Source organism: Burkholderia sp. RF7-non_BP4, from assembly GCF_001521935.1.
Classification (GTDB): domain Bacteria; phylum Pseudomonadota; class Gammaproteobacteria; order Burkholderiales; family Burkholderiaceae; genus Burkholderia; species Burkholderia diffusa.
On record NZ_LOTA01000073.1, the window covers coordinates 40,104 to 57,068 of the forward strand.

A 16,965-nucleotide genomic window follows, 5' to 3' on the forward strand; every position below is an offset into this window, starting at 1 on the left:
TCCGGCGGCCCGCGCATGACCGGAACCAGGAGCGAACCGATGTCCGAATCCCGCCGTGCCGGCACCCCGCGCGTCACGCGCATGCAGGTGATCCCCGTCGCCGGCCGCGACAGCATGCTGCTGAACCTGTGCGGCGCGCACGCGCCGTATTTCACGCGCAACCTCGTGATCCTCGACGACAGCAGCGGCCACACGGGCGTCGGCGAAGTGCCCGGCGGCGAAGGCATCCGCCAGGCGCTCGAACGGATGACCGATCTCGTGGTCGGCCAGTCGATCGGGCGTTACCAGGCGACGCTCAATGCGGTGCGCGCGGCGTTGTCCGGCACCGGTGCGGCGGCAGGACGCACGATCCGGCACGAGGTGACGTCGGCCGGCGAGGCCGCCGTGCTGCGCCAGCCGCACGAGATCAACCTGCGGTTCGACAACGTGATCACCGCGATCGAGGCCGCGCTGCTGGACCTGCTCGGCCAGCATCTCGACGTGCCCGTCGCGGCGCTGCTCGGCGAAGGCCAGCAGCGCGACGCGGTGCCGATGCTCGCGTACCTGTTCTACATCGGCGAACGGCGCCGCACCGACCTGCCGTATCGCGACGAGATGCACGCGGCCGATCCGTGGTTCCGGCTGCGCAACGAAGCCGCGCTCACGCCGGCTGCGATCGCGCGGCAGGCCGAGGCCGCGGTCGAGCGCTACGGCTTCGTCGATTTCAAGCTGAAGGGCGGCGTGATGGCCGGCGCGGACGAGATGGAAGCGATCGCGGCGATCAAGGCGCGCTTTCCCGACGCGCGCGCGACGCTCGACCCGAACGGCGCGTGGTCGCTCGACGAAGCCGTCGCGCTATGCCGCGGGCAAGGTCATCTGCTCGCATATGCGGAGGACCCGTGCGGGCCGGAAGCCGGCTACTCGGGCCGCGAGGTGATGGCCGAATTCCGCCGCGCGACCGGCATCCCGACCGCGACCAACATGATCGCGACGGACTGGCGGCAGATGGATCACGCGGTGCGGCTGCAGGCGGTCGACATTCCGCTCGCCGATCCGCACTTCTGGACGATGCAGGGTTCGGTGCGGCTCGCGCAACTGTGCCGCGACTGGGGGCTCACGTGGGGTTCGCACTCGAACAACCACTTCGACGTGTCGCTGGCGATGTTCACGCATGCGGCCGCGGCGGCGCCCGGCACGATCACCGCGATCGACACGCACTGGATCTGGCAGGAAGGCGACGCGCGGCTCACGCGCGAGCCGCTCGAGATCGTCGGCGGCCAGGTGGCCGTGCCCGAGCGCCCAGGGCTCGGGATCGAACTCGACATGGCGCAGGTCGAGGCGGCTCATGCGCTGTACGGGCAAGTCGGCGGCACGGCGCGCGACGATGCGATGGCGATGCGGTATCTGGTGCCGGGGTGGACGTACGATCCGAAGCGGCCGAGTTTCGGGCGCGGATGACGGCGGCGGAACGGACACACGAAAAACAAAAAGGGCTCGGTCTGGCGACCGAGCCCTTCGAATTCCGTTGGTGGAGCCGAGGGCCACTGAACTGTAGTAAAAACACCAAAAGAATGGGCTGAATTTTTCGCCGCGGCGTTTCCGCGCGTCCCGGAATTTGCCCCGAAGCCGGCGTCGCTGCAAATCCGGCCTGAAAGTCCGACCGCAGAAACTGAAACAGCGCTGCCGGGGAGCGCCGTCACTTCACCCGTTATCGTCGAATCTGCACGGCTCCACTACTCGTTTTTGACGAGAAGCAGGCCAGATTTGCGCGGGCGTCCCACAGCGCATGATGCTGATGGCCGTGTTCGGCAAAAAACGCGGCCAGTCCTGCTGACTTCAGCCTAGTCCAGATGTTCTCCTGCTGCCACCCTTTCGGAAGGCTCCCAGTCAGGCTTTCGAGTAGTCGCAGGTCCACGTCGTTGTCGTAGCAGAGGATTGGGCGGTTGCGAACCCGAATACGAAGCAGCCAGGCCGTCACTTCGGTGCGAAGCTGCCAGTCGAAAAACTCGATGAGATGCTGAATCATCCAAACGACACGCACCTGATTGAGGCCAAGGGCTCGCTAGGCTTACCAGACGGGCGCGACTCAATGATGGAGGTGTTGTCGGTAGTCGTTCACTGCGAGGGCGGCTATTCACGGTCATGCGCCATCGCCCTGGCGCTCCACCGGCTATACGGCTACCAAGCAGAAATCGAGCATCTTTCGCAGGCCAACCCGTCGGTCGTACAAATGATGGCCGGAGATAACCGCCCCCGTCGTCGGGAACGACAACAAACCCGTCGTTAAGACGTTTCAATGACCACGCCCGTCAGCCCGGCACTATACACCGACCGGCCAGCGGTCACGCTCGCGGGCTCCAACGATGTGTTAAAGCGTGTCGACGGGTGCGTTCAGCGTAGTCCGTATGCTTGGCGAACTCCGTATCAGAACCTTCAATACGGCCGAACACCGATGCGAGGGTTCAGGCAGGCGTAGATGAGAGTAAATGCAATGAACAGGAGCAGGAAGCTGGCTACCGCCTTGCCTACGTCACTAGCCCGCTGGGTTTTGGTGAACAGAATGCTCCCGATGAGCACCAACGCGATACCCGTGAAGAAGTCAGTCGCCAGACCGCCGGCAGTCTGACCATCCACAAAGCTGAGGTAATCGTAGCTCAGCAGGTGATGGAGTTGGTCGACGCTCCTGAGGGAAAGCAGCGCACCAACGCTGAAGACCATGCCTACCAGGGAGAGGATGGATGCCGCTGTCGCCAGCACGATTTGCGTCCGCTTCTTCATAAGTTAGCCGACCGTATAGAAAGCTTGAGTTTGCGCGTAGAGCAGGATGACGAGCAATGCAACGGACCACCCAAGCACAAATGCGAAGCTCTTGCCGGTGCGCGCGCCTCGGAACACCAATCCACTCGCTGCCAAGCTGATGGCCGCCAACACCAAGACATAAAAACGGCTCGCCAGCAATTCCGCTTCCGGTATCGCGCGGTCCAGTCGGTTAGCCCAATGATAGGTGATTGGCTTCAATGCGAGGCCCTCTCCTATTACGGAAGGCCTGAGGAGCAAGCCGATGGAAGGGACGCCAGCTGCGACGTAGCACAGCACGAGCGCCGCAAGCATAGCAACGGTGAGTCTCAGTTTCATAGGTTGTTGAACTCGGCGAAGTTCCAGCGCACGTGCTTGTTCATGCTTCCCCAGACATCGGCGTCCCAGTCTCGATAGTCGCCGTAGAGACGCTGATACATCCACTTGCCATTGCGCTGCTCATACACGGCATTCTGAACAGGAGAGCCCAGGTAGTTCGAGCTTTCCCGGTTGCCAGTATTCGTCGCGCGAATCCAGGGACCGAGTTCCAGGTAGCTTGTCCACTTTCGGCGGGGTGTCTCGCCCGGTCCAGGGAAGTTGCCCTGCATGATTTCTATCCGTCCTGGCCCCGCGCCGGTTACGACCTGGATATGCCCGCCGTTAAATTCGACGAAGAGGTCGCCTGGCAACAGGTCACTGTCCGCTACAGGGAGCGAGTTTTTCAGCACGTCGGGCGCGCCGCTGGCATAAGCGACATCAAGAGCAAATCCAGCCGGTGTCGGCGGAGCCGTCTTGTTTCCGGACTGATAGTCCATGTCGATGTTTTTAAAGACTGCGGAGCCGGTCTTGATTTTCAAGGGCAACTTGTTGCGGGAGGCAAACTCAATGAGAATTTCGAAGGCGAAATCCTCACAGGTAAATCGGTTCGTGTCATTTCCACCGGTAGGTGACCCGTCGATGGGTTCGCTCTCCAGCTTCGACATATCGACCTTTCGAGCCTGTATTTCCTTGGCCAGTGCGGGTGCTGCAGCATGGTATTGAGCTATCCACTGGGCATTCCATTCATGCCGGTGAATCCAGTAGATTTTGTGTTGAACCGTGACGGCCTTACGTTCGTCCTTGGGGGTCATCAGCGCGTTGGCCAGTTGCATTACTCACTCCCCCCCGCCAAGTGAAGAAAGAACTGGACATCATGCGCTTGGTCAGCCGAGATGAGTTCGGTTTTCCCGTTCGCTGATGTAATGCCTTGCACGGTTTTTCCATCCGCGCTCTTGAGCATATAAGGCAACCCTTCCACTGGTTCCCCGTCGCTGTTGATAATCCGAAAGTGCTGGTCGTGCGTCTTGAACGCGTGCTCAATCAGCTCGCCGCTTGGCGTAAAACCGAGGTCGGCCAAATGATTGCTCTCGAAGGTCATGTACATGTCGGTTTGAGAGGCAATCATCACCGGGGGCGGGTCGCATTTACAGGCGCAAATGTCACCTTCCAGCGCTGGCTCCTTCCCCATCATTGAACCCGGCCAGCGTGGCCCCGTCGGGACAATACGGCCGACGGATTTGCAGGCCGGACAAGTCACCTGCGCACCGAGAAAGGTCGGTTCGGTGCCGTGATGGGTCGTCATAGGCACCCCTTCAATCACCGTTCCGTTGGCAGACGACTTGTCGCCCACCATCAAGTAGCTGCGCCTCATGCTGGTGATACCTTTAAAAACGTTGAACAGGCTAGTGGCCGTAGAACCATCCTGGCGTCCCGCAAATCCGTTCTTGCGGGGAAACCAACAACTTCAGTCGTCGAGTCAAAGCTTTGCCAGTGGCGCGGGGGATACAAAATGCCACTGCTCGAACTCAGCGTCGTAGAGCGCCACCTGGTTGTACTCGCTCTCCGCCGGCGCGAGGCCGCCCATCTTTTGCACGGCCGCCGTAACGGCTCGGTTGCGGCGCGTTTCAGGCCAGCCCATCATCGTGTTGAACGTCTCTCGATACGCAAACAGGCCGGCGCTCATATATAGCTCGTCGAGAACTGTCAGGGTGCCCTGTTCAAGTCTGAACGCGATGTGATGAGCGTGCTCGGGTGGAACCTGCATCTCGTGATGCGAAGCGCAGGAGACGGGCTTGCCGTTGTGCCGGGCAATCAACTGGCCGTTCCGCGCCGGCCAGCCCAGGTGCACGTCGAGCGCAAGACGACCGTTGTTGTCGTCAATGAATGTCGTCGGAACGAATCCGCTAGCGGGAATTGCGTAGTAGCGCTTGCCTTGCTTCGAGGCGAAGATTGCGTCGAGCATGGCATCCACCGGCGAGAGGTATGCGCAGATTGCGTCGCCCCCATCGTGCCGTTCGCACAGCACGTTGACCCAATTCGGATTGTCCGGGCGAGGCTCATAGTTCGCCACCAGATACAGGGATGGCTCAGGGAAAAATACCTGCCCGGGCGAAAAATCGCTTTGTGCTGTTCGTGTTATCAAGACGTCTCTCTACGTCATTATCGCCACGCAAATTATTAGGTCAGAAGAATGTGTTTGTCCATCGGGTGACTGCATGTAGCGGCTGCTTAGCCAGCGAATTGACACATTTTCACGATGGCGCCGTACCGATGAGTACGCGCCGTCCCGGAAGCGCAACGCCGCCCCTCAACCGCGCCACACGGGAGCGTTCAGAGCAATGTCGAGCGTCGCTTCGACGTCCGCCAGGACGGTCAGCATCCGGAGGGCGACGGAGGCCTATCGGCCGGAGTCGCAGACCGGCGCCCACGCCGGACTGTGCCCTTTGGGCGGAGCCACGAACGGGGCACACCGGCAGGTGTGAGGCACCCCCAGGTGCCAATTACTGTGCCGAGTGCAGGTGCGGCGGCGCCGAAGCCCCCACGTTTCTGGTTCATTTCCCCGTCGCCTGAGAAATTTCGCCGGCCACGCCCCACGCACCGAGCTATACGGTTCGCGACGCAGATTTTGGCCAGCAGCTTGCGGGCATCGTCGCGCTTGGCACGCGCGTCCTTCAGAGCGACATACGGGTACTTGCCGAACGATAGCCGTTTCTCCTTGCCGTCGAACCGCTACTTCAGGCGCCAGAGCTTCGACCCTGTCGGGGTAATCTCAAGGTAAAGGCCGGCCCCATCCCACAGGCGGTAGGTCTTCCCGGTCGGCTTGGCGTTCTTGACGGCGAGGTCGGTGAGGGGCATGGGGGCATCCTCGGGTGGGGAAATGAACCGATGCCCCTTATGCTGCCCCGGAAAGCGCCCAGATTTCAATGGACGTCGTTGGACGACCCTAGACGCAAAAAAGGCCGGAAGCCTTGTGGGACAAGGACTTTCCGGCCTTCGCTGGATGTCTCCAGACTTGAATGTGGTGGAGCGGAGGAGGATCGAACTCCCGACCTTCGCATTGCGAACGCGACGCTCTCCCAGCTGAGCTACCGCCCCAACAGTCGACCATCATACACACGCATTTCCACGCTTGGCAATAGGGGATCCGTCACCCCCGGCGCGTTACTTTGACGGCGCGCCCGCCAGCACCCATTCGACCACGGAGCGCAGATCCGCGTCGCTCATGCGCGGATGCGCCGGCATCGGAATCGCGCCCCAGACGCCGGAGCCGCCGTCCTTCACCTTCTTCGACAACTTCGCGACGGCTTGCGGATCGGACTTGTAGCGGGCGGCGATGTCCTTGAACGACGGACCGACGAGCTTGCGGTCCACCGCGTGGCAGCCCATGCACGCGTTGCCGCGCGCGACCTTGAGGCCGTCGCCGACGTCCGCCTGCGCCGTGCCGAGCACACCGGCCGCGAGCGCCGCGGCTGCGGCGCCCTGCACCATCCATTGCCTGAACTTCATCTGCGTCGACTTCATTGCGGCGTTGCCTTCGGATTGCCCGGGTGCACGCTCGACGAATTCGAGATCGGCGCCGGCGGTTGCAGCGGCGTGGACTGGACCGACGCATCGGGCACCGCACCGACCGTCGCGGCATCCGCGGGCGCGGCGGCGGGTTGGGCGCCGGACGCCCCGCTCGGCGACGCGGCTTGCAACGCCTGCGCGTCCTGCGGCTGGATGTACTGGAACACCTTCACGACCTTCTCGACGCCCGGCACCTGGCTGGCCGCATCGGCGCCGCGATTGCCTTCGTCGACCGTCACGAGCCCCATCAGATAGACGTTGCCGCGCTCGCTGACGACCTTGTAGTAGTTCGCCGACAGCCCCTTCGTCGCGATCAGCTCGGACTTCACGCGCCCTTCGAGGTACGAGTCGTTCGCGCGCGACGACAGCGACGACGACGGCTCGACCGACAGCTCGTTGACGATGCCGTTCACGTTGTTGATGCCGCGCACGATTTCCTCGGCGCGCTGCTTCGACGCGTTGTTCGGCACTTCGCCCGTCAGCAGCACGCGACGGTTGAACACCGTCACGTTCACGTGCGACTGGTCCGGCAGCCCGTTGTTGATCTGCGAGAGCGACTTGACCTGGATCTCGCGATCCTCGGTCTGCGCGCCGAGCGTGCGGCGATCGGTCGCGATCAGCGCGCCGCCGCCCGCCGCCGCCCCAAGCACGCCGAGCACGCAGCCCTGCAGCGACATCGCGAGGCCCGCCGTCAGCGCGGCGAGCAACGTGGTTCTGACGAGCGTCTGTTTGACGCGGCTTTGATTCATCGACGGCTCTCCTTCGTTCAATCCTCACCCAGCAGCATCGCGTCGATGCCGTCGCACAGGCAGTGGATGGTCAGCAGATGGACTTCGTGGACGCGCGCCGCACGCGAGGCGGGCACGCTGATCGGAATATCGGTGTCGGACAGCGCGGCGGCCACGGCATGGCCGTCGCCGCCCGTCAGCGCGACGACGGTCATCTCGCGCTCGTGCGCCTCGTCGATCGCGGCCAGCACGCGCGGCGACGCGCCGCTCGCGTCGAGCACCAGCAGGATGTCGCCGGTCTGCCCGAGCACGCGCACCTGCTGCGCGAACAGCTGATCGGCGGCGGCTGCCCCCGTGAGACCGCCCTGCGATGCATCGGTGGCCAGCGCGATCGCGGGCAGGCCCGGACGATCGCGCTCGAAGCCGCCGACGAGCGACACGGCGAGGTAATGCGCTGCGGCGGCCGACGGGCCATCCCCGCATGCGACGATCTTGTTGCCGTTCGCCAGCGCGGCGAACATCGCGTCGACCGCGGCTGCGATCGGCAGCGACAGCGCATCGGCCGCTTCGGCGTGAAGCGCGGCGCTGTCGCGGAAATGTTGCTGAATACGTTCGACTGACATCGATTCCTGGTGAACTGGGCGCGCATGGCACGCAGCGCGCAACGTCATGGGTGCGGCGAGTTTACCGCACTCCGGCACCCTCTCCGGCGGTATGACAAGAACTCTTTACATCTCGTCACAGCTCGCGGCTATGCATCGTCGGCACGAAATGCATCGCGCAGCCACTCGAGCCGACCGGCCTCGAACGCGACGACGTCGAAACGGCATGCAGCACCCGCGCCGTGCCGCGCCCAGAAATGGAGCGCGGCCGCGACCAGACGCCGCCGCTTGCGCAAGCCGACGCTCGCCGCCGCGCCGCCATGCCGGGCGCTGCGCCGCGCGCGCACCTCGACGAACACGAGCGTGCCGTCGGGCGTGCGCATCACGAGGTCGAGCTCGCCGCCGCGCATCGTCACGTTGGCCGCGACGAACGCGAGACCGCGACGTTCCAGGAACTGCCGCGCGCGCTGCTCGAACGTCGCGCCGATCGATCTGGATCGCGCCGTGCCGGAAAAGTCGCCGCCGCCGGTCGGCAAACCGCGCTCGTTGCCCGGCGCGGCCGGCGCCGCGTGGCACAATGCCGTCCTTGTTCCGCTTGCGCCGCGATTGCGCGCATTGCCTGCCATGACTGCCCTCCTTGAACTCGCGCAAACGCAGCACTACCCGGACGCCGCGCTCTACGTGGTCGCGACGCCGATCGGCAACACCGCCGACATCACGCTGCGCGCGCTGCACGTGCTCGGCCTCGCCGACCGCATCGCGGCCGAAGACACCCGCAACACGGGCCAGCTGCTGGCCCGCTACGGCATCTCGAAACCGCTCGTCGCCGTGCACGAGCACAACGAGCGCGAAGCCGCGCTGCGCGTGATCGAGCTGCTGCGCGCCGGCGAACGCGTCGCGTACGTGTCGGACGCCGGCACGCCCGGCATTTCCGACCCCGGTGCCCGGCTCGTCGACGCCGTGCGCGCGGCCGGCTTCCCGGTGATTCCGCTGCCGGGCGCGAGCGCGGCCGTGACCGCGCTGAGCGTGGCCGGCGACTGGGCCGGCGCGTTCACGTTCGCGGGCTTCCTGCCGCCGAAGCCGAAGCAGCGTGCGAGCGCGCTGCAGGCGCTCGTGCGGCACCCGTACGCGCTGGTGTTCTACGAAGCGCCGCACCGGATCGCGGACACCGTCGCCGCCCTCGCCGACGCGTTCGGCCCGGCGCGCCGGCTGCTGATCGCACGCGAGCTCACCAAGCTACACGAGCAGTTGTTCCAGGGCACCCTGGCCGAAGGACAGAGCTGGCTCGCCGGCGATGCGAACCGCCAGCGCGGCGAGTTCGTCCTGGTCGTCGAAGGCGCGCCGGCCGACGTCGGCGAAGCCGACGACACCGCGCACGACGCGCTGCTGAAGCTGCTGCTGGAAGAAGTGCCGGTGAAGAGCGCGGCGAAGCTCGCGGCCGCGCTGACGGGCGCATCGCGCAACGCGCTGTATGCGCGCGCCCTGGCGCTGAAGGAAGGCTGACGCGCGAGCGCGGGTGGCATCCGCCGCTCGGCACGCGGAAACGAAAAAGGGCTGCCCGAGGGCAGCCCTTTTGCATGAGCGGACGAACCGCCGCGTTACTTCGACGACAGCGACGCGAACATTTCGTCGCGCGCCTCGCGCGCTTCCTGCGGCGACAGCCCTTCGATCTTCACACGGCCCGTGCCGGCATGCACGAGGCCGATCATCTTGGCGGCGGCGTACGACAGGTCGAGCACGCGGCCACGCTTGTACGGCCCGCGATCGTTGACCTTCACGACGACCCACTTGCCGCTCGACGGATTCGTCACCTTGATGTACGACGACAGCGGCAGCGTGCGGTGCGCGGCGGTCAGCGCGTTCATGTTGAAACGCTCGCCGTTCGCGGTGCGGCGGCCGTGGAAATCCCGGCCATACCACGATGCCCGGCCCGTCTGGCGGAAGTCGGACACGTCCTTGCCGTCGATCGGCTCGGCGTCCGCCAGCGACGACTTCTTCGCGTCCTTGCTGTCGGCAGCCGGCATCGATGCCAGCGCGGAATCGAAATTCAGTTGCTGCTTGTCGTCATCCGCTTTCGCGGCAGCGGCCGTCTTGCTGACCGCGTTCTTCTGGTTGGCGCTGCCGGTGGTCTGGCTGGGTGGCACCGCACAGCCCGTCAGCGCAAAAAATAATGCAATGGTCCCGAATCGAGTCGGAAAACGAAAGTTCATCGACGTGTCGCCTTCTGGTTCGGGCCGCACCGATACAACGCTGCTCAACAACGCAGATACGCGGCCCGGACGGCAAATGCGTGCACGCCCCGCTCGGCTACGCGAGCAGGCGGCTAGCATGGGCGCGGCTTTCGTCTCTGCCGCAACCGTCCTGATTAGTTTTCACGTCTGGCGCAACCTGTCCCCGGCAGCCTGACCAGACCCCACATGCCGCCATCGAACATGGCTTCACGTTCGCGCGCGCTGCATACAGCCAACGCACAGGAACGGCGGCACAGGCCTCATCCGGCGGCGCGGCAGCAGGGCCGCAGAACGGGCGCGCAGCACCCGGCCGGACAAGACGTGAGCACCGAATGCTCGGTGCTGGATACACCGCCGGACTCCCCCGGCGGTCGATGCTTGACGGTGATCCGACACCCCTTTTTTAACGGGGCCGAAACACCAGCGAATTGCGTGAAATTCACGCGCAATGGGCGGCATTATACATAAACCAAAACCCCGGCTCGAAAAGCGCCCCGTCCGGACCATTGATTCTCACTATGGCTGTAACAATCGGAATGCTCCGGGATTGCCCTGAGCAGCGCGTCCGACGCCGCGCCGCAAAGGCGGCGGGCAGCGCGCGCGACCGGTACAATCGCTCCTTTTAGCCGCCGGTGCCTCCATGAAAGTCACGCTCATTCCGGTCACGCCGTTCCAGCAGAACTGCTCGCTGCTCGTCTGCGAAAAGACCGGCCGCGCCGCCGTCGTCGATCCGGGCGGCGACATCGAACGGATCGAACAGGAGATCGCGCGGCAGAACGTGCAGGTCGAGAAGGTGCTGCTCACGCACGGCCACGTCGATCACTGCGCGGGCGCGAAGGCGCTCGCGACGCACTACGGCGTGCCGATCGTGGGACCGCAGGAAGACGAGCGCTTCTGGATCGAGCAACTGCCGATGCAGAGCCAGCGCTTCGGCTTCCCGGCCGCCGAGGCGTTCGAGCCGGACCAGTGGCTGAACGACGGCGACACCGTGCAGTTCGGCGACGAGACGCTCGAGGTCTATCACTGCCCCGGCCACACGCCCGGCCACGTCGTGTTCTTCAGCCGCGCGCATCGTGTCGCGATCGTCGGCGACGTGTTGTTCGCCGGCTCGATCGGCCGCACCGATTTCCCGCGCGGCAACCACGCGGACCTCGTGCGGTCGATCAAGGAGAAGCTGTGGCCGCTCGGCGACGACGTGACGTTCGTGCCGGGCCACGGCCCGGTCTCGACCTTCGGCGACGAGCGCCGCACGAATCCGTTCGTGTCCGACAAGGTGTTCGGATGAACCAGACCGCCATCCCCGAAATCTACGTCAGCACCGACGTCGAGGCCGACGGCCCGATTCCCGGCCCGCACTCGATGCTGAGCTTCGCGTCGGCCGCCTATACCGAGGACAAGCAGCTGATCGCGACGTTCTCGGCGAACCTCGAGACGCTGCCCGGCGCGCAGGCCCATCCGGTGCAGGAAGCGTGGTGGAAGACGGAACCGGAAGCGTGGGCCGCGTGCCGGCGCGACCTGCAGGCGCCGGAGGCCGCGCTCGTCGCGTACGTCGAGTGGGTCGAGGCGCTGCCCGGCAAGCCGGTGTTCGTCGCGATGCCGGCCGGCTTCGATTTCACGTTCATGTTCTGGTACATGATGCGCTTCGCCGGACGCTGCCCGTTCTCGTGGTCGGCGCTCGACATCAAGACGCTCGCGTTCGCGATGACGGGCCTGCCGTACCGCAAGGCGATCAAGCCGCGCTTTCCGAAGCACTGGTTCGACGATCATCCGCACACGCATGTCGCGCTCGACGACGCGATCGAGCAAGGCGCGCTGTTCTGCAACATGCTCGCCGACCTGCGCCGCCAGCAGGCCGCGCTCGCGGGGCTCGCGGTGGGCGACACCGATCGGTCGGAACAGGCGGGGGCGGGACAAAATCCCACGGATCCGCGTGCAAATTAGCGAATCTCGCTCAGCGACGCGCCGCCAGATTGCCTTTCCTTTCCCGGCCCTCTAACATTCAGCGTGTTGTAGCTGCCGCATGGAGGCGCAGGTGACGCTCGATTCCTTTTCGCAAAAAATCCTTCGCCTGTTGCAGCTCGACGCGCGCCGTTCCGTGCAGGAAATCTCCGACCAGGTCGGCCTGTCGAGCACGCCGTGCTGGCGCCGCATCAAGGACATGGAACAGTCCGGCGTGATCCAGCGCTACACCGCGCTGCTCGATCGCGAGAAGCTCGGCCTGCACGTGTGCGCGCTCGCGCACGTGCACCTGACCCGTCACAACGAAGGCGGCGTCGAGCAGTTCGAGCGCGAGATCGCGACCTGCCCGGAAGTCACCGAGTGCTACAGCACGACGGGCGAGGCCGATTACATCCTCAAGATCGTCGCCCCCGACATCAAGGCCTACGACGTCTTCCTGCACGAACGGATCTTCAAGATCCCGGCCGTGTCGCAGGTGCGCACGAGCGTCGTGCTGCGCGAAATCAAGTTCGACACGCAACTGCCGCTGTAACGCGCTGCCCGCGGTCGCCCGCGCCGCTCAGGCCTGCGCGGGCAGCCCGCGCGTGAAGCCGATCCGGCGCGCGCCGAACTGCCGCTTCAACGCGTCGACGTCGAGCCGGCCGGCCAGCGCCGCGTCGGTATCGCCCGCGCCGGCGTCCAGCGTCACGTCGATCTCGAGCCCCGTACTCAAGTAGTGCAGATTGATCGCGGCCGGATGCAGCCCGCGTTGCGCGAGCGCGGCCTCGAGCCGCGCCGTGATCTCGGCACGCGGCGGCAGCGCGAGCGCCGGACGGCGCGCCGTGTCGTTCTCCGGGTCGACGTGGATCAGCGCGTCGAGCACGCGCGGGTCGCGCAGCACGCGCGCACGCGCGGTTTCCGCGATGTAATGGCCTTCGGAGACGGAGATCATCGGATCGACGAGGATGTGCGCATCGACGAGCGCCGCATCGCCCATCTTGCGCGTGCGCAGGTCGTGCACGTCGCGCACACCCGGCGTCGCCTCGAGCAGCGCGCGGATCTCGGCCGTGTCGGCGGTGTCGAGTGCGCGATCCGACAGGTCCTGAAGCGCGTCGTAGCCGAACGTCCAGCCCATGCGCGCGACCATGAAACCGACGATCGCCGCAGCGATCGGGTCGAGCAGCCGCACGCCGGCGAGACTGCCGACGATGCCGATCGCCACGACGAGCGACGAAGCGGCGTCCGAGCGCGCATGCCACGCGTTCGCGACGAGCATCGCCGAACGCACGCGCCGTGCCTCGCGCAGCATGTAGCGGAACAGCGCCTCTTTCGACACGAGCACGGTCAGCGCGACGATCAACGCGGAAAAATGGACGGCCGGGATGTTTTCGAGATTGACGAGACGATCGCCGGCGCGCCAGAGCATGCCGATGCCGACCGCGATCAGGATCGCGCCGAGAAACAGCGACGCGACGGTCTCATAACGGCTGTGTCCGTAATTGTGATCGGCATCCGGCGATGCACCACTATGGCGATTCGCAACCAGCACGACAAAATCCGAGATCAAATCGGAAATCGAATGGATGCCATCGGCAATCAATGCCTGCGAATGCGCAACCACGCCGACGACGATCTGAAACGTCGCAAGCACCACATTCAGCACAATACTGACGAGGGTGCTCTTGCGCGCGACCGCGTGCTTATCTGCGCTTTGCGCGTCGTCGGAAAACGTGGACATGAAATACGAGATATCGGTTGGGATACGGAATTCTATCAAACGAAGTGCGCGCGGCATTCCGTTAACATGAAATTTTCCATTCAAATCAACCGCTTATGCGAACGGGTTGCATTTTCATTCACGCCCGTTTCTGACATTTTCATGACAACGCGCATACATTCCGATTCCAGAATGCAAAAAGCCGCGCTCCTGGCGGATGCGCGGCTCTTTTTGAGACGTCGACTTAAACGATCGTTTAAATCGCAAACTGTTCGCGGTTCTTGCCGGCGATCCAGCGCGGCGGCTTGCCGCGGCCCGACCACGTCGCGCCCGTTTCCGGATCGCGGTATTTGGCTGCCACGCCTGCGCGCGGGCGACCGACCTTGCCTGCCTTCGCGCGGCTGAGGCCAAGTTCGGCGAGCGAAAAGCCGTAGTCGGCAATTTTCTGCTTCACGTCATTCAGCACTTCGGCGTATTCGCGCGACTTCGCTTCTTCGATTTGCTTCTCCAGCTTCTCCCGCTGGGCCAGCAGGTCCTTGTAAGAAGACATAGTTTCCCTTTCTATATGACCAATGGCACCGGTCTGCAGCCGGCTCACCATTCATGGAATATTTGTGCCTCGGATTTTCGAAGGCAGAGATTAGCACAAAAAAGATTTGATAGAAGCGAGATTCATGAAAATCCCGAGATCAATTGTAATTTACACATGTCATTTTGACCGGCTGCGGCCTTTTCTCAAGTTTTCACGCGCTTGCATAGAGATTAGGACATTACTCATCGGGTAATCGGCCTATCAATATACGCAATTACCCTGCATGCGGAAAAATCAAAGCTTTCATCCGACGACAAGTTCGGGAAAATCGTACGGCGCGATGCGCTATTCAGACATCTCCGTATCCGCGGCGTCACGTCACATCCCGCGCGCAGGCAATCAACCGTTCGCGCAACGCACCGGCGTCGCCCGGCACCGAATCGAAGGGCGTGCGCACGCGGCGGCCGTCGCAGCGCCAGTCGGCGCCGTGGCGATCGACGCCGAGCAGGTCGAGCCCGTCGCGGCGCGCATCGCTCGAGTCGTACGCATCCCACAACGCCCGTTCGTCGTCGAACCCGAGCGGCGGCAGCGCATCGAGGCCGGTGCCGTCCACCCAGCCCATCCGGCCGAATCCGCCGATGTAGCGCAGCCGCTCGATGTCGAGCGCCCAGAACGTGAAGTCGCCGAGCGCGAGGTAGCGTCCGGCATCGGGCTCGTAGCGCGTGTAGCGCGCGGCGACATGCGGATCGTCGCCGAGCGGCACGAAGCGACCGAGCAGCGTTGCGCGCTCGGCGTTCAGCACGTCGCCGTCCGGCGCGTCGACGACGAGGAAGCCCGCGCGCGGATCCGCGGTGAGGTTGCGCGTGTGTTCGGCAAGGCCGCTCACGAGAATCACCGGGCGATGACGTGCATCGGGCGCGAACGGCACGACCGTCGGATAAGGAAAGCCTTGCGGGTCGCGCGCGTGGGTCGCGAGCGTGCCGAGCGCGCAGCGGTGCAGCAGGTGCAGGGCAAGGGCGGGATCGATGTTCACGGTGACTCCTGCGGTCGAAAAGCCTGGGCGGCAACGGTGGCGATGACGCGCCGCACTGGAACGCTTCGGGCACGCCGCCTGCGCACCGATGTTACTCGCGGCGGCGTCCCGCCGGGCATCCGCCGAATGGCCAACGCGGCCCGCGCAAGCGGCGCGCGCCGAAGCGTGATCGGCCGAACGGCCAGCGCGCCGGCAAGACCGTAAGCGGTTCGATAGAATCGGACCCATCCGACGGGCGCGACGCGCCCGCGCATCGTCCATTCAAGAGCGCTCCGTGTCCGAAACCTCCTCCCGATCCTCGTCCGACTTCGCCGCGCCGCCCGACGCGCATCGCCTGCTGGCCTTGCCGGTCCGCCAGCGTGCACGCACGGCCACGATGGCTCTCTTCTTCATCGCCGGCATGATGTACGCGTCGTGGGGCGTGCACGTGCCGACCGTGCGCGACAAGTTCGCGTTGAGCCCGGGGCTGCTGTCGATCGCGCTGTTCGCGGTCGCGGGCGGCTCGATCGCCGCGATGCTGACGATCGCGCGCTGGATCGCGCGCGTCGGCTCGCGCACCGCGTGCCTCGCGGGCGGGCTCGTGATGTCCGCATGCGCGGCGCTGATCCTCGTCGTGCCCGATTACTGGATGCTGCTCGTCGTGCTCGCGCTGTTCGGCTTCTCGATGGCGACGCTCGACGTCGCGATGAACGCGGAGGCGAGCGCGGTCGAGATCGCGCTCGGCAAGCCGATCATGTCGTCGCTGCACGGGATGTTCAGCATCGGCGGGATGTCGGGGGCGGCGGCCGGCGGCGCGCTGCTGTCGGCCGGCATGGCGCCGGCCGTGCATCTCGCGCTCGCGGCGGCCGTCGGCGCGGCGGTGCTGCTCGTCGCGAGCCCGGCCGTGCTGCCGCACGTGCCGCATCACGAGCACGCGCACGGCGGCGGCAACCGCTGGCGCTCGCCCGCGCTGTGGATGCTGGGCGGCATCGCGCTGATCGCGCTGATCGCCGAAGGTGCGATGTACGACTGGGCGACGGTCTACATGCGCGACGTCGTCGCGGCGAGTCCCGCGCTCGCGAGCGCGGCCTATGCCGCGTTCTCCGGCGGGATGGCGATCGCGCGATTCGCGGGCGACGCGGTGCGCGCGCGTTTCGGCGCGCCGCAGCTCGTGTTCGCGAGCGCATCGCTTGCGTGCGCCGGGATGATCGGCGCTTTGCTGCTGCCGAACCCGATCGCCGTGCTGACGGGCTTCACGCTGATGGGCCTCGGCCTCGCGAACATGATGCCCGTGCTGTTCGCCGCCGCCGCGCGCGTGAAAGGCATCCACGCGGCCGAAGGGCTCGCGCACGTGGCGGGGCTCGCGTATTTCGGACTGCTGTTCGGTCCGGTCGTGATCGGCGCGGTCGCGCAGGCCGTGAATCTGACCGTCGGCCTGTCGGTCGTCGCGCTGTGCGCGGCGCTCGTCGCGGCCGTCGCGCCGAAGGTGCTCGCGCACCTGAAGATCTGACCGCGCGGCGGGCCCGCCACCCGCTGCAGATTCGC

Annotated in this window: 20 protein-coding genes, 1 tRNA gene and 2 pseudogenes; 7 read left to right on the top strand and 16 right to left on the bottom strand. The window is 65.2% G+C overall.

Annotated features, from left to right (window positions below):
* Positions 1-39: 39 nt before the first annotated feature.
* Positions 40-1,437, top strand: coding sequence for an enolase C-terminal domain-like protein (locus tag WS49_RS22455; protein WP_059533423.1), 1,398 nt, complete (start codon positions 40-42; stop codon positions 1,435-1,437).
* Positions 1,438-1,687: 250 nt separating this feature from the next.
* Here the strand turns inward: WS49_RS22455 and WS49_RS22460 are convergent, their stop codons facing one another.
* Positions 1,688-2,005 (bottom strand): hypothetical protein, encoded by a 318-nt coding sequence (locus WS49_RS22460; protein WP_059533425.1) that lies wholly within the window; start codon positions 2,003-2,005, stop codon positions 1,688-1,690.
* A gap of 66 nt (positions 2,006-2,071) precedes the next feature.
* Here WS49_RS22460 and WS49_RS36155 point away from each other — a divergent pair.
* Positions 2,072-2,266 (top strand): annotated as a pseudogene (locus tag WS49_RS36155) (hypothetical protein); the annotation flags it as partial.
* A gap of 146 nt (positions 2,267-2,412) precedes the next feature.
* On the opposite strand, the gene WS49_RS22465 reads toward WS49_RS36155, so the two are convergent.
* The 11 genes and pseudogenes from WS49_RS22465 to WS49_RS22515 all read right to left on the bottom strand — a co-directional run bounded on the left by WS49_RS22465 (position 2,413) and on the right by WS49_RS22515 (position 8,568).
* Positions 2,413-2,757 (bottom strand): hypothetical protein, encoded by a 345-nt coding sequence (locus WS49_RS22465; RefSeq protein ID WP_059533427.1) that lies wholly within the window; start codon positions 2,755-2,757, stop codon positions 2,413-2,415.
* Between the two features lie 3 nt (positions 2,758-2,760).
* On the bottom strand, positions 2,761-3,114 hold the full coding sequence (locus WS49_RS22470; protein WP_059533430.1) for a hypothetical protein: 354 nt from the start codon (positions 3,112-3,114) through the stop codon (positions 2,761-2,763).
* Positions 3,111-3,926 carry a hypothetical protein gene (locus tag WS49_RS22475; protein WP_059533432.1) on the bottom strand — a complete coding sequence of 272 codons (816 nt, stop codon included), beginning with the start codon at positions 3,924-3,926 and terminating at the stop codon, positions 3,111-3,113. The genes WS49_RS22470 and WS49_RS22475 overlap by 4 nt, the downstream gene beginning before the upstream one ends.
* Positions 3,926-4,465 (bottom strand): PAAR domain-containing protein, encoded by a 540-nt coding sequence (locus WS49_RS22480; RefSeq protein ID WP_059533434.1) that lies wholly within the window; start codon positions 4,463-4,465, stop codon positions 3,926-3,928. Before WS49_RS22480 ends, WS49_RS22475 begins: the two co-directional genes overlap by 1 nt.
* Positions 4,466-4,570: 105 nt before the next feature.
* A complete protein-coding gene (locus WS49_RS22485) occupies positions 4,571-5,236 on the bottom strand; it encodes a hypothetical protein (protein WP_257127753.1) in 666 nt (221 codons plus the stop codon).
* A gap of 230 nt (positions 5,237-5,466) precedes the next feature.
* Positions 5,467-5,949 (bottom strand): annotated as a pseudogene (locus WS49_RS36545) (Arm DNA-binding domain-containing protein).
* A 164-nt stretch (positions 5,950-6,113) separates the two neighbouring features.
* Positions 6,114-6,189 (bottom strand) — tRNA-Ala (locus tag WS49_RS22495).
* Positions 6,190-6,255: 66 nt separating this feature from the next.
* Complete coding sequence (locus WS49_RS22500; RefSeq protein WP_059533436.1) at positions 6,256-6,615, bottom strand: c-type cytochrome; 360 nt, start codon at positions 6,613-6,615, stop codon at positions 6,256-6,258.
* The gene (locus tag WS49_RS22505) at positions 6,612-7,409 is read right to left on the bottom strand and encodes a BON domain-containing protein (RefSeq protein ID WP_059533438.1); all 798 of its coding nucleotides are present in this window, start codon (positions 7,407-7,409) and stop codon (positions 6,612-6,614) included. The genes WS49_RS22500 and WS49_RS22505 overlap by 4 nt, the downstream gene beginning before the upstream one ends.
* A 17-nt stretch (positions 7,410-7,426) precedes the next feature.
* Complete coding sequence (locus WS49_RS22510; protein ID WP_059533440.1) at positions 7,427-8,011, bottom strand: SIS domain-containing protein; 585 nt, start codon at positions 8,009-8,011, stop codon at positions 7,427-7,429.
* 128 nt (positions 8,012-8,139) lie between these two features.
* A complete protein-coding gene (locus WS49_RS22515; RefSeq protein ID WP_179949280.1) occupies positions 8,140-8,568 on the bottom strand; it encodes a YraN family protein in 429 nt (142 codons plus the stop codon).
* Positions 8,569-8,614: 46 nt separating this feature from the next.
* On the opposite strand from WS49_RS22515, the gene rsmI reads away from it, so the two are divergent.
* Positions 8,615-9,493, top strand: a complete 879-nt coding sequence (gene rsmI, locus WS49_RS22520; protein WP_059533444.1) for a 16S rRNA (cytidine(1402)-2'-O)-methyltransferase — start codon at positions 8,615-8,617, stop codon at positions 9,491-9,493.
* A gap of 95 nt (positions 9,494-9,588) precedes the next feature.
* Here the strand turns inward: rsmI and WS49_RS22525 are convergent, their stop codons facing one another.
* Positions 9,589-10,200, bottom strand: a complete 612-nt coding sequence (locus tag WS49_RS22525) for a septal ring lytic transglycosylase RlpA family protein (protein ID WP_059533446.1) — start codon at positions 10,198-10,200, stop codon at positions 9,589-9,591.
* Between the two features lie 661 nt (positions 10,201-10,861).
* Here WS49_RS22525 and WS49_RS22530 point away from each other — a divergent pair.
* The 3 genes from WS49_RS22530 to WS49_RS22540 all read left to right on the top strand — a co-directional run bounded on the left by WS49_RS22530 (position 10,862) and on the right by WS49_RS22540 (position 12,712).
* Entirely contained in the window at positions 10,862-11,506 is a 645-nt protein-coding gene (locus WS49_RS22530; RefSeq protein WP_059533448.1) for an MBL fold metallo-hydrolase, read from the top strand.
* Positions 11,503-12,162 carry a hypothetical protein gene (locus tag WS49_RS22535; RefSeq protein WP_059452651.1) on the top strand — a complete coding sequence of 220 codons (660 nt, stop codon included), beginning with the start codon at positions 11,503-11,505 and terminating at the stop codon, positions 12,160-12,162. The genes WS49_RS22530 and WS49_RS22535 overlap by 4 nt, the downstream gene beginning before the upstream one ends.
* A gap of 79 nt (positions 12,163-12,241) precedes the next feature.
* Positions 12,242-12,712: an Lrp/AsnC family transcriptional regulator gene (locus WS49_RS22540; protein WP_006477376.1), complete on the top strand. Its 471-nt coding sequence runs from the start codon at positions 12,242-12,244 to the stop codon at positions 12,710-12,712.
* Positions 12,713-12,739: 27 nt separating this feature from the next.
* Here WS49_RS22540 and WS49_RS22545 read toward each other — a convergent pair whose 3' ends face one another.
* The 3 genes from WS49_RS22545 to WS49_RS22555 all read right to left on the bottom strand — a co-directional run bounded on the left by WS49_RS22545 (position 12,740) and on the right by WS49_RS22555 (position 15,441).
* On the bottom strand, positions 12,740-13,897 hold the full coding sequence (locus WS49_RS22545) for a cation diffusion facilitator family transporter (protein WP_059533450.1): 1,158 nt from the start codon (positions 13,895-13,897) through the stop codon (positions 12,740-12,742).
* Positions 13,898-14,132: 235 nt separating this feature from the next.
* Positions 14,133-14,426 (bottom strand): H-NS histone family protein, encoded by a 294-nt coding sequence (locus tag WS49_RS22550; RefSeq protein WP_006491875.1) that lies wholly within the window; start codon positions 14,424-14,426, stop codon positions 14,133-14,135.
* A 355-nt stretch (positions 14,427-14,781) separates the two neighbouring features.
* Positions 14,782-15,441 (bottom strand): HugZ family pyridoxamine 5'-phosphate oxidase, encoded by a 660-nt coding sequence (locus WS49_RS22555; protein ID WP_059533452.1) that lies wholly within the window; start codon positions 15,439-15,441, stop codon positions 14,782-14,784.
* A gap of 274 nt (positions 15,442-15,715) precedes the next feature.
* On the opposite strand from WS49_RS22555, the gene WS49_RS22560 reads away from it, so the two are divergent.
* Positions 15,716-16,930, top strand: coding sequence for an MFS transporter (locus WS49_RS22560; protein WP_059533454.1), 1,215 nt, complete (start codon positions 15,716-15,718; stop codon positions 16,928-16,930).
* Positions 16,931-16,965 lie beyond the last annotated feature (35 nt).